Raw genomic sequence first — 12,735 nt, forward strand, 5'->3', positions numbered from 1 at the left:
TTAGGCCATTGCTTGTTTATAAAGCTCGATGATTCTTTCAGCAGAACCGATTTCCCGCAGACGGTGATTTTCGATCCAGACAACCCGATCGCATATCTTTTCCACATCACTCATGTTGTGGCTAACAAACAATATTGTCACGCCACGATTTTTGAACTCTTTAATCGTCTTGATACATTTGGCCTGAAAAGAAATATCGCCGACGGCAAGCACTTCATCGATAATCAAAATATCAGGCTCAACTTGACTGATAACAGAAAAACCAAGTTTCGCTAGCATACCGCTAGAATAGACGCGGATCGGCTCATCGATAAATTCTCCTAATTCGGAAAATTCAATGATGCGCTCCATTCGCTGCTGCACCTCTTTACGGCGTAACCCAAGAAGTGTGGCATTAAGAAAAATGTTCTCACGCCCCGTCAATTCTGGATGAAAGCCGCCGCCCAGCTCAAGCATTGAAGCGACTCGCCCACGCGTGGTGACCGATCCTTTTGTGGGTTTTATCACACCGGCAACCAGCCCCAAAGATGTGCTTTTACCTGCGCCATTTCGCCCGATGAGCGCAACGGCCTCTCCTTTACCGACCGTAAAAGAAACATCCTGAATTGCAAGATATTTGCGGCCCTTCAGTAATTGAAATGCTCTTTTGGGATGAAATATTAAATCTTTAATACCTGAGCCAATATGATGGTAAAGTGGATACTCTTTTGTCACATTATTAAAATCAATTACTGGTTCCATCACAAGATCTCTGCAAAGCGATATTTTAATTTATTAAAAATACTCAGACCGATAACCGTCAGCACTATACCCGTCAAATATAATACTGAAATATGCTCATAGTTTAAAACCCCATCCATAAATAAGTTGCGCCAGCTTAAAATCATACTCGCCAGAGGGTTATAGTCAATAACCCAGCTATATTTTGCCGGAATCATATCGGATGCGTATAAAATAGGCGTACAGTAGAACATTAACATAATACCGAGAGTCACAAATCTTTCCAGATCTCTAAAAAATAGATTCAACGTTGAAAAGATTATGGATATGCCAAAGGTGAATATCACCTGCCCGATAGCAATGAGCGGTATTCCCCACAGCCACGAAAGCGAAGGACGCATACCGTATACAAAAAGAAAAGCGACGATGACAGGAATGGTACACAAGAAGTGTAACCCTTCCATCATGACATTACTGAGCGGGATAACTGAGCGCGGAAATACAGTTTTTTTAATAATTTGCGCATTAGCAATAAATGAAAAAAGTGAATTTGTTGCTGAGCTTGCAAACCACTGCCAGGGAAACAGCCCCGTTATTAGAAAAAGGGTATAATTAGGTATCTGAACACGCATGATCAGTTTGAAAATAAAATAGTAGATCATCGCAAAAAGCAAAGGATTGGCAATTGACCATAAATAACCAAACACGCTACTTTTATACCGTACCTTTAGATCTTTATTAGTGATAACAACAAGCAGGTCAAATAAATACCCTAGATTATACTTCATTTTTATACTCATAAATTATTCTACGAAATTTTAAGCATTTTGTTATGCACTTTAGATTTCGCATTGTAGCTGACTAAACCCCCGTCAGCTGCGATAGCTCTAACGCCCGAACTTATAGATTGCCGGTAGATACCGTGACTTGAGCATACGAGCTGAAAACCTAAGCACATAGATTAAAGCAAGATTTTCCCGAGTTTTGTCTCCGCTTTAATGCATTGGCAGCAGCCGACCATTGTAGATCTTGCATACCGAACTGGGACAAGTGAGATGCTGACCTGGAGATGACCAGTTAATGTGCTGTTTCATGGCAAACATTAAAAACTGCTATTTTACAGTCAGATACCCCCTCCCTTTAATGTTATGAGATAGCTTTAAATCACGCTACCGCCCTTGGCTGTCGCAACCAAACTGCGTAATGATTCATCTATCTTGTCTGTCAAAACCTCCAGCGCCGGTTATCACAACCACAGCGCACTGGCTCAACGCCGTCCTGACGTTAAACAGCGGGCGCCGGCAGCGGCTGTCGAAAAAGTGGCCGCCCGTGACACCGGGTGTTGCTCGCTTGAAAACGATAAAGATTCAAGCAGGGGCACACTCTCGCTGTTTGTTTTCGCCTCATCCATCAGGAATTTCTCAATTCGCTCTTCCGACAAGCCTGTTTTTCATGCGTTACAGGGCTCTGTCTCCGTTATCTGCCCATTCATCTTCTGATGAATCAGCGCAAACTGTGCTCCAATATTGATTGAAATGACGCCAACAATCAGTTTAGTGTCATATTTAATGCTGCGCACAGGATAGCTGATTAAGCTGACAACACAATGGTCATGCAAATGAGCAGCAGCATTATAGCGCTGGTCTATAGGAATAAAAATGAAAATACGTTGCCAATCAATTCATATTGCAAATGATTCAGGGGGTAAACATAATTTAAACAAAATACAGCAATGAAAATAAGCGTTTGATTTAAAAAGGAAAACCTTAAAAAGCCGCCTTCAATGTGAAATAATTGTAAACTCAAACATAAAATCAATTTTAATCTGCGTTAATTCTCCGGGGCATAAACCGTTCTGGCAGAACAGGGAATCCTGAGTACGCGATCAAACCATACGCAATCATTATCTTGCTAATCATAAAGCACAGATAATGAATTTCATTCAAACTACAGAACGCCAGTACATTCTCGGTACTATCCGGACGCCAGCGCTTCCCCAGCGAACACATGAACATAATCAGCAACGGTAAAGCAGGTGATCCACGCGGCAAGCCAGTGTAAAATCAACGAATAGATAGCGGGACACAGTCACCCCAGAGGATGAATATGAAATTTTTAGTAACTGGAGCCGCAGGATTCATCGGCTTTCATACCTGCAAGCGCCTTCTGGAGGCGGGTCATGAGGTTGTCGGCCTCGACAACATGAACGACTATTATGACGTCAATCTTAAGCAGGCCCGTCTGGATTTACTGCAATCTCCACTGTTCAGTTTTCACAAAATCGATCTCGCGGATCGTGAAGGTATTGCCCGGCTTTTTGCTAACGAGAAATTTAACCGAGTGATCCATCTCGCCGCGCAGGCAGGGGTTCGCTACTCCCTGGAAAACCCGTTCGCTTACGCTGATGCTAACCTGATTGGTTATCTGAACATTCTTGAAGGCTGCAGACACAACAACGTTGAGCATTTGCTCTATGCCTCATCCAGTTCGGTCTATGGCCTGAACCGTAAAATGCCGTTCTCTACGGAGGATTCAGTTGATCATCCGGTTTCGCTGTATGCCGCCACCAAGAAAGCGAATGAACTGATGGCGCATACCTACTCGCATCTTTATGGCATTCCAACCACCGGACTGAGATTCTTCACCGTCTACGGCCCGTGGGGCCGTCCGGATATGGCGCTGTTCAAGTTTACGAAAGCCATGCTGGAAGGTAAGAGTATTGATGTCTACAACTACGGCAAGATGAAGCGCGACTTCACCTACATTGACGATATCGTTGAGGCGGTTGTAAGGATGCAGGACATTATCCCGCAGCCTAATCCGGAATGGACCGTTGAAACGGGTTCACCAGCGGATAGCTCGGCGCCATACCGGGTGTATAACATCGGGAATAGCTCACCGGTTGAGCTCATGGATTACATCACTGCTCTGGAAGAGGCTCTGGGGATGGTGGCGGAGAAAAATATGATGCCGATACAGCCCGGCGATGTGCTGGAAACCAGCGCAGATACCAGGCCGCTGTATGATGCGGTGGGATTCAGGCCACAAACGACGGTTAGCCAGGGGGTGAAGAACTTCGTTGACTGGTATAAAGCCTATTACAAGGCGTAGTCATATCAGGCATTGTGGATTTAGCCGCAGCAGAACGCTACTGCGGCTTTTTTATATCGGAAATGGTCATTGGATAAACTTATCCATCCAGCTGCGAGTTGAGAGACGCCATTTATTCATGACCTGCCGCTGAAAACCACACAATACATAAACGCAGATTTAACACGAAGCAAACAAAACCTTCAACAAACTCTCATCTAAGCCACTTCCATTACCCTCACTGAAGAGCATTACCTTATAAAGCAAACAATCCCCAGCTCATCAGTCTGCCAGCAAAGTCGGCCACAGCGCTATTGTTCAACGTAACGGCAATGAAAAAGTTTTTTCCACTTTTCTCAAAAAAAAACCACAAATACCATATAGGAATTTTCTTAAATTCAGGCTATGTTAAGCAGGCAAAGGCATGCTTTTGCAGAGATATTAGTTCGCAGGCAAATGGATTTATAACATTCCTTTCATTCTGGTACGCATTATGGCAAACATAATTTTCTTAGCAGTTGCTGCCATCCTGTTGATTGTTTCAGTCTATTTTCTGATTTCTTATATCAAAGATCAGAAAAAGACCAAGCTGACTTTTAACAAACGAAAGTGGTGAAAAGAAAACTTAATATAATTATAATACAGGCATAGGAAATAATAATATTAGAATAAAACACTGCCAGCGGTGGGGATACGCATAGTCTTTACAGCTGGCATTGGATATCTTTTTAAAATAAAAATGTCATATTAAACTGATACTATATCCTTAGCATCAGCACGCTCTTCTCATGGCCATGAATGGCTTGCGTTTGCTATGCCTGCGCCCTTCCCTTGAAAGATCCCGCCCTTCCCCGTTTAAATATCAATCAGCGCCGCAACGCAGTACGGCTGAGAACCCGGGATCCAGAAACAACAAAAGCCTGCAAGCAGGCTCTGTTTTACCTTCCGGCGCTTATCTCCAGCGTCTACATCACAGTGACGGTAGCTCTTCACAAGGTAAATTTAACATATCCGACCTCAATGATTGGGACAAGATGATCGATTGAAGAATTTAAGCTAGGTCACGTTTTTTAGGGAGTTGGGCCGGCGAAGAGGAGCAATACGATTCGTCAGGCGAATAGCTGCCACTTTACTGAAGTTGATTGAACGATATTCACAATACATTTTTCCGAAGCTTTTCCAAAGTCTGAGATGACAGAGATACCCGTTGAATCACAAAAAACTCCACCATATTGACTGTCCTGTGAGCTGAATTTCCGCCGTAAGGGCAAACAATGACTGCTGGTGTATAATACCTGACCACTGGCTATACCTGAAACACAGAACATTAGCTGAGTTGTCAATATCATGCATAATACCTTGGCATGGGGCCATTATTTCAGCACGTTAAATGTCATTGATAACTTTAACCATGAGGCGTTGTTGATTGAAATCGATTTGAAACTGCCGGCTCCGCATGAACTGCGAGGAATCAGGGGAAAAGTCATCAGAATATAAATGTGAACCCCAATATAAACTTCTGAAAGTATAGAGCCGGAGGGATATCGACAGCACCATTATTTAGCTAACTTCTCAAAAGATATGAAGTTAAAAGGGTTTATTTATAGTAATATTTTTATTAATTCAAAAGGTTCTATAAGAACAACCATTGACATAACTCTAATGATAAGCACCCATGTGATAAAAATTTAAAATTATTATACTAATTATTTATATTACAATTAGACGTGGCAATTAAAATTTTAATGAAATTGATAACAGAGTGAGATTATGACACACCTATATTTGAAATCACCTTTACATGCAATCAAAATAGGCCGTAAAGACGCTTGAATTAAGTACCCCACCTTATGAAGGTGGCTATTGAGCCCCTCCTGTAAGGGGCTTCTGTCAATATTCGATTACCACTCTAACAGTTCCATCTGCTATTCATGCGTTTATTCCGTTTTCTCCTGATGCCTCACATATCGTCTGATAATTTTTTCATTCACTCCAACCGTATTGACAATGTAGCCTCGGGAGCAGAAATGCTGTCCCCATAGCTTATTCTTGATATGTGGACAACGAATATAAAGTCTGATGGCACTCCGTCTTTTAGATGGCCCATCAAAGTTGATATAGCGAACTTAGATAAGATGATGGCCAGATGTACATGATCAGCCTGAACATTCAGTTCCAAAACCTCACAATTCTTTATTCCACAAAGAATATAGATCGACCTGTACAGCTCCTTAAATTGGTACTTGGGCGTCAAGACTGTGCGGTATTTACAACGCCAGTATACATATGATGAGCTCCTTTAAAGTCCCATGTCGGTTTGTCTCGTTTTACTTGTGGCTAGTAGGTAGAGATATTCCGACATGGGCATTCTTCAGGCTATAGCTTTACAGAAGCAATCACCAACTCCCTAGGAGATGGTTTAAAGATAACAATTACAAAACCCCAATTAAGAGTTTTTTAAGCAAAAACACCGTTATAGCTTGTGTATAACTGCCTAGCGGCGTACAACACTATAATCATAAATATCATAAATCTTGAATTTATTGCAAACTCTTTAATGAAGAAAGCTGGGAGTATGACGAATGTAAGAACACCTATATATGTGTATACTCGATTAGAAAACTCAACATTAAACATTAAAAGAAACCCAAGAAATAGCTGTACAGATGTTATTTTTAAAATGAAGTTTAACGCTCTATAATAAGCATCATCAAGGCTTTTATTTTTTACTCTAAAAAACATAAAAACCATGAGAATATAGTAAATCACACTTCCAAATCCAATTGCCACTGGTTTTACATCATCCAACTTTCCTGATGTAACTAGGTCAAAATACAATGATGCTTTGTAACTTATGAACTCAGGCATTATATTGAAAAAGGCACTAGCTATAGAAGGATTAGCTTTTATTATAAAGCCTGCCAACCCACCCAATATTGGTAAAATAATATAAAACTTACCAATCATCTTTCTTGGACGCACAAAAAAGAACAAAAAAGCTATCACTGTGGAATAATGGAATAAAACCGAAATGATACTTATACCAATCGCCTTTGATTTTTTTTCTGTCACCAAAAAATAAAAAATAAAAAATATAAAGCCACTAGCGAGTCCGATTCTAATCTGCATCATTTCGTGCACAATAAAATAAAGACCCACATAAAGAATAAAGCTTACAGGAAATGAAGGTGAAACTTTGTACATACCCCAAATTTTCAAAACCAATGCAATAAATGCATACAGCGTGAAGAATGTACCAACATTTCCATTTATAAGTTTATTTAAATATACGATTAACCAAAAACCGGGCTCTTTACTAAGAAATGACGTAACATTTCCCTCAAAGCTGTCCTTAACTATGTAAGCATACATTAATGAGTCATTATCAACGCCGATTTTCCTAGCACCTGCAATATATGCCATAACACAAATTAAAGATACACAAAAGAAAATAAGAATTATCCTCCATGCATATTTACCACTTAGCATATGTTATCTCACTGTTTATTTAGAAAAAAACATGATACGCAATCTATCACGTAGCCCTATATGCATCAATCGGAAGATTGATACGATCACCTCTTTGAGGTGTGAGGAGATCCGTGTCAATCTTACCTAATTTGTTGATTATAACAAAAAAAAGCATAAAAAAACCTATTGAAACAAAGTTTATTACAATTTACTTATTATTCATTGACTGAGTCAAATGGATGAGGTTATCTCACTGTGTAAAGCTAACTTGAGGATTCCGTATGAAAAGAAGAGATTTGCTGCTAGGTGCAGGTATTCTTGGTGCGTTCAGGCCAATGCTTGCAAAGGCTGATGCTGATGCTGATAGGAGAACTATTTGTCCGATACAAGATATTTCTGAAGTTATAGTTTTTAAAACTCCAGAAATGTTTGGCGCCATTGGTAACGGTATTACTGATGATACGGATGCTATTCAGAAGGCTGCGGAATGGTTAACTTCACATTCATTCTACAAGCTTATCTTCAACCCTGGCAAGACATACAGGATTACAAAGACTATTAATTTCGATTTTGATAAAGATGTTTTTGGATGCTGTATCGATATGCAAGGGCCAATAAAACCAGATAACCACACTGGAGATTGCATGGTTTTTAACCGCGCCGTTGGAGCAATTCTACATCTAAGTGTCATTGGCGATGGTGTAAGTGATGATGATGAGATACCAGATTATTCAAAGCCAGATCCTAAAAATGCACAACAGGCATTTGTAATCAATGCTTCAAGATCAACAAGAATAACCTGCATTGGTTTTGGATTCAAAGGTAGGGTTCTGCGGACTAAGTCAACAGGTGGATTAAAAACTTCATTTTTGGAGATAAATCTGTGGACTGGGGATAAAGATTTTGTATTCAAAAACGGTAGGTGTGGGCAAGCTGCATACCTCATAGGTGATACAGATGCATTTGGGCTAATAACAAATGCATATACAAACTGGGATGTTTACGGAAGTGTTCTCTATAAGTTAACCGACTTGACGATTGGTCATTGGGAGTTCGGCGCAGGAACTAAAAACCCAGCACTTAATATAATTGGATGCCAAACAGTTCATGCAGTTGTTCTTTCCGGCGGCGCATCATCAGCTAATTATCCAGTACTTAAAATTGAACCGGCGAAAGATCAAAAATGTATTGGGATAAACATACAACGGTTATTTATGACAAGTGGTAAAAACAACCTAGAGATTATTGGTGGTGGTATGGATGACATAACTAGAAAACCGCTAACTATAAATAGTCTGTATAGTTATAAATCAATAGAAAATGCAGTTTTAATTGATGGCGCTAGTAATATAGAAATTCACAACGCATATATTGACGATACTAAGAATGGAATTGCTATAAGTGGTATTTGCAGCAACATACAATTGAGTGGGTATATAAAAAATCCAACCGACTATGGCATTGTGTCATTTGAAGGTTCTGAGTTACGAGGTCTCCTTTTCTCGGGAAGAATATTATCATCCTCAACAACAAAATCGTGCATTGACTTTAGTAGATCCTTATTATCAAGAGCAACATTTAGGGATTCATATATTTTCGGTTCGCATGCAATATTTGAGTTAAACGAAAGAAATGAAGTAAGTGTTTTTGGTGGCCATATCGAAGGCGGTACCATATTCGTTGGTAGTAGGCCAAAGATTTTTAAAGACATCAGTGGAATTTTAACAAAAGCTACTGGAATTGTAAGAACTAACAAAGAAACTGTTATTACGCATGGATTAATAATGAGACCACACGAAATATATGTAACCCCTATGGGCATAAATAATGGTTTTTACATTTCTGATATTAATAATAAAACATTCACAGTAATAATAAATAATTCAAGCGATGAGTATGTAGATGTCATATGGACTGCAAGCTGCGAAAATCAGTAAAAGAAGCCACGACACACTTAACACCACATCTTAACATGTTAAATCAGAGTATCTGATTTAACATACTTTACAAAGAACCACGCACGATATGAAAAATGTATGCTACCCCATAAATAAACAATATAAATGAATGGGTTAACAGAGAGACACTGTAAGAGATAAAGAACCACTCAGAACCACTCAGAACCACTAAACAGTGAATATTCTACTTAGAACTTACACATTCATCACCGGTTCAATAATAGCAATGTACTTTAATTCAAAGCCTAACTATTTAACGACATTGAACATTTATTAGTGTTTTCAAATAACGATGTATAATACCTCATGCTTAACTTTCTGAATCAAGGTTGAGAAAATCGCGTCATATAACACACGATTAAATATCTATTATAAAAGAAAATACTTACTAACGATTTAAGAGAGCGAACAGTGCAAGGAATTTAAATTTTTGATTAATGACAATGAATGAAAAGTTGAAGCATTTTAGCCCAAGTTGATATAATAAATTTATTATTATTGTATAAACAGTTCTGCACACAAAGATTAACAAAGGAGGGTTGATAGAAATTCAAAAAAATGGAGAAGATAAACATAGCATTACTTACAATTAATTTGTAAGCGTTCTTAATTATTTACACAAAAAAATCCACTTAAAAAAAATAACAAAAATATGGATAATGACAAGCTTTAAATTTTTTAACATCCAGTTGGGTGACCGCTTGTTCGATCACCTTTACTGGATTACATATAACCTATTAATTATATAAAACAAAAATATTATGAAACATTTTTTATATCAGATTTATAGTATGCTTTATACCATTCAACAAAACTCTGTACTCCTTGTTTGACTGATGTCTGCGGCTTAAAACCAACAATGTCATAGAGCTGTTTTGTATCAGCACTTGTTTCAAGTACATCGCCAGGTTGAATAGGCAGCATATTTTTCTCCGCCACCATCCCCAGAGCCTCTTCCAGAGCAGTAATGTAATCCATGAGTTCAACCGGTGAGCTATTCCCGATGTTATACACCCGGTATGGCGCCGAGCTATCCGCTGGTGAGCCCGTTTCAACGGTCCATTCCGGATTAGGCTGCGGGATAATGTCCTGTATCCTTACAATCGCCTCAACGATATCGTCAATGTAAGTGAAGTCGCGCTTCATCTTGCCGTAGTTGTAGACATCAATACTCTTGCCTTCCAGCATGGCTTTCGTAAACTTGAACAGCGCCATATCCGGACGGCCCCACGGGCCGTAGACGGTGAAGAATCTCAGTCCGGTGGTTGGAATGCCATAAAGATGCGAGTAGGTATGCGCCATCAGTTCATTCGCTTTCTTGGTGGCGGCATACAGTGAAACCGGGTGATCAACCGAATCCTCCGTAGAGAATGGCATTTTTCGGTTCAGACCATAGACCGAACTGGATGAGGCATAGAGCAAATGCTCAACGTTATTGTGTCTGCAGCCCTCAAGTATATTCAAAAAACCTACAAGATTAGAATCAGCGTATACATTGGGGTTATCGATCGAATAACGAACGCCAGCTTGCGCGGCTAAATGGATAACACGATCAAATTTATCTTCTACAAAGATATTTGAAATATTCTCACGATCTGCTAAATCCATTTTATGGAAGCTAAAATATGGTGATTTAAGAAAGCTCAACCGAGTTTCCTTCAAACTAGTCTCATAATAGTCATTTACATTGTCTACCCCAACAACTCTATGCCCCATTTGTATAAGACGCTTACTTACATGAAAACCAATAAAACCCGCCGCACCTGTAACTAAAACTTTCATTTTTACCTCGAATAAAAACAATAAATTTAAAAACATAAATATTAAGCAAATAGATTTAGACGTTATGCTTGAAATACTTTCTATTATTTTTCATAGCAAAAAAAAAAAATCAAGATAAATATCACTTGACTTGAAAAAATTCGAATTAAAAAATCGAGATGACATTAAAAATGTTAACACCCCTTGCTCATAGGAAGAATCAACATAAATCATCTATAAAGTACAGCATTCGCCTTTCAATTACTCAATAATTTAAAAAATCTAATCACCTCACCCCCCTTTGGAACAGATAAATATACTGGAAGTACCAGTATATTATTATCCCTACTCTGAGAAATTTACTAGGTAATTAATGATTTTAATCACTACCGAATAAATCGCGAGTATATACCTTATCAGCGACATCAGATAGTTCTTCAGCCATTCGGTTTGAGACAATCACGTCAGCTTCTTGTTTGAACGCGTCGAAATCGCGAACTACGCGGGAATTAAAGAACTCATCTTCCTGCATAACCGGTTCGTAGATAATGACCGGGATACCTTTGGCCTTGATACGCTTCATGATGCCCTGAATTGAGGAAGCGCGAAAGTTATCGGAGCCACTCTTCATGATCAGGCGATAGATACCAACGACTTTAGGCTTGCGCGCCAGGATAGAGTCAGCGACAAAATCTTTACGCGTGCGGTTAGCATCGACGATGGCACCGATGATGTTATTCGGCACAGATTCATAGTTTGCCAGCAGTTGCTTGGTATCTTTCGGCAGGCAGTAGCCTCCGTAGCCAAAGGATGGGTTGTTATAGTGATTACCGATTCGCGGATCGAGACACACGCCTTCGATGATCTGTTTACTGTTCAGACCCTGGCTTTCAGCGTAGCTGTCCAGTTCATTAAAGTAAGCAACACGCAGCGCCAGGTAGGTATTGGCGAATAACTTAATCGCCTCAGCTTCGGTAGAGTCAGTGAACAGCGTCGGGATATCCTGCTTAATCGCGCCTTCTTTCAGCAGATTAGCAAAACGCTCCGCGCGTTCTGAACGTTCGCCAATGACGATACGAGACGGGTGCAGGTTGTCGTAAAGCGCGCGGCCTTCACGCAGAAACTCAGGGGAGAAAATGACGTTATCAATGCCCAAGCGCTCTTTAATATCACGCGTAAAACCAACGGGAATGGTGGATTTAATAATCATTACCGCGTCTGGGTTAATCTCGGTGACATCTCGAATAACGGCTTCAACACTTGTAGTATTGAAGTAGTTCGTTTTCGGATCGTAGTCAGTGGGCGTAGCGATAATGACATAATCTGCATCACGATAGGCATCATGCTTGTCAGTTGTCGCGCGAAAATTCAACGGTTTTTCCGCCAGATATTCCTGGATCTCTTTATCGACAATCGGAGAAACCTTTTGGTTAATCATATCAACTTTGGATTGAATGATATCCAGCGCCACCACTTCGTGGTTTTGCGCAATCAGGATGCCATTCGATAAACCAACATAACCGGTACCGGAAATAGTAATTTTCATTCGATCACACTTTAATCTGTTAACTGGAAGGTAGCACATTAGCCACTCTGATAAGCAACACTTGTGGCGGTTTTACTCCGCGACTGAAGGTATGTCAAGAAGGGACTTTACCTTCGTCAGTGTACATAAACAAAATGATAAATGGGGAGCACACTAGTTACGCGATTGTTAATCTCTGATTAATACGCA

8 protein-coding genes and 2 pseudogenes are annotated in these 12,735 nt (G+C 39.8%); 4 read left to right on the forward strand and 6 right to left on the reverse strand.

Going from position 1 to position 12,735, the window contains the following annotated elements; genetic code table 11:
* Positions 1–741, reverse strand: a complete 741-nt coding sequence (locus ABLU67_RS18855; RefSeq protein ID WP_004852439.1) for an ABC transporter ATP-binding protein — start codon at positions 739–741, stop codon at positions 1–3.
* Complete coding sequence (locus tag ABLU67_RS18860; RefSeq protein WP_004138730.1) at positions 741–1,508, reverse strand: ABC transporter permease; 768 nt, start codon at positions 1,506–1,508, stop codon at positions 741–743. The genes ABLU67_RS18855 and ABLU67_RS18860 overlap by 1 nt, the downstream gene beginning before the upstream one ends.
* Before the next feature lie 1,318 nt (positions 1,509–2,826).
* Between ABLU67_RS18860 and ABLU67_RS18865 the strand changes: the two genes are divergently transcribed.
* From ABLU67_RS18865 to ABLU67_RS18875, 3 genes and pseudogenes are all read left to right on the forward strand, one after another.
* Positions 2,827–3,831, forward strand: coding sequence for an NAD-dependent epimerase (locus tag ABLU67_RS18865; RefSeq protein WP_042945661.1), 1,005 nt, complete (start codon positions 2,827–2,829; stop codon positions 3,829–3,831).
* A 472-nt stretch (positions 3,832–4,303) separates the two neighbouring features.
* Positions 4,304–4,426 (forward strand): small membrane protein, encoded by a 123-nt coding sequence (locus ABLU67_RS18870; RefSeq protein WP_004138729.1) that lies wholly within the window; start codon positions 4,304–4,306, stop codon positions 4,424–4,426.
* 528 nt (positions 4,427–4,954) lie between these two features.
* Positions 4,955–5,262 (forward strand): annotated as a pseudogene (locus ABLU67_RS18875) (IS3 family transposase); the annotation flags it as partial.
* 485 nt (positions 5,263–5,747) lie between these two features.
* Here ABLU67_RS18875 and tnpA read toward each other — a convergent pair.
* Positions 5,748–6,064 (reverse strand): annotated as a pseudogene (tnpA, locus tag ABLU67_RS18880) (IS200/IS605 family transposase).
* Positions 6,065–6,267: 203 nt separating this feature from the next.
* Positions 6,268–7,299 (reverse strand): EpsG family protein, encoded by a 1,032-nt coding sequence (locus ABLU67_RS18885; RefSeq protein ID WP_200519225.1) that lies wholly within the window; start codon positions 7,297–7,299, stop codon positions 6,268–6,270.
* A gap of 263 nt (positions 7,300–7,562) precedes the next feature.
* Here ABLU67_RS18885 and ABLU67_RS18890 point away from each other — a divergent pair, with 263 nt between their 5' ends.
* Positions 7,563–9,218 carry a hypothetical protein gene (locus ABLU67_RS18890; protein ID WP_348852451.1) on the forward strand — a complete coding sequence of 552 codons (1,656 nt, stop codon included), beginning with the start codon at positions 7,563–7,565 and terminating at the stop codon, positions 9,216–9,218.
* 780 nt (positions 9,219–9,998) lie between these two features.
* On the opposite strand, the gene ABLU67_RS18895 is transcribed toward ABLU67_RS18890, so the two are convergent.
* Positions 9,999–11,021 (reverse strand): NAD-dependent epimerase, encoded by a 1,023-nt coding sequence (locus tag ABLU67_RS18895; RefSeq protein ID WP_348852452.1) that lies wholly within the window; start codon positions 11,019–11,021, stop codon positions 9,999–10,001.
* A 358-nt stretch (positions 11,022–11,379) separates the two neighbouring features.
* On the reverse strand, positions 11,380–12,546 hold the full coding sequence (gene ugd, locus ABLU67_RS18900; protein WP_082236985.1) for a UDP-glucose 6-dehydrogenase: 1,167 nt from the start codon (positions 12,544–12,546) through the stop codon (positions 11,380–11,382).
* Between the last annotated feature and the right edge of the window lie 189 nt (positions 12,547–12,735).

The organism is Klebsiella sp. GN_Kp190 (assembly GCF_040061795.1).
Classification (GTDB): Bacteria; Pseudomonadota; Gammaproteobacteria; order Enterobacterales; family Enterobacteriaceae; genus Klebsiella; species Klebsiella michiganensis.

Bases quoted from the DNA above. Each gene is read 5' to 3' on its own strand.
- ABLU67_RS18855 (WP_004852439.1), bottom strand. From the start codon at position 741: ATGGAACCAGTAATTGATTTTAATAATGTGACAAAAGAGTATCCACTT.
- ABLU67_RS18860 (WP_004138730.1), bottom strand. From the start codon at position 1,508: ATGAAGTATAATCTAGGGTATTTATTTGACCTGCTTGTTGTTATCACT.
- ABLU67_RS18865 (WP_042945661.1), top strand. From the start codon at position 2,827: ATGAAATTTTTAGTAACTGGAGCCGCAGGATTCATCGGCTTTCATACC.
- ABLU67_RS18870 (WP_004138729.1), top strand. From the start codon at position 4,304: ATGGCAAACATAATTTTCTTAGCAGTTGCTGCCATCCTGTTGATTGTT.
- ABLU67_RS18885 (WP_200519225.1), bottom strand. From the start codon at position 7,299: ATGCTAAGTGGTAAATATGCATGGAGGATAATTCTTATTTTCTTTTGT.
- ABLU67_RS18890 (WP_348852451.1), top strand. From the start codon at position 7,563: ATGAAAAGAAGAGATTTGCTGCTAGGTGCAGGTATTCTTGGTGCGTTC.
- ABLU67_RS18895 (WP_348852452.1), bottom strand. From the start codon at position 11,021: ATGAAAGTTTTAGTTACAGGTGCGGCGGGTTTTATTGGTTTTCATGTA.
- ugd (WP_082236985.1), bottom strand. From the start codon at position 12,546: ATGAAAATTACTATTTCCGGTACCGGTTATGTTGGTTTATCGAATGGC.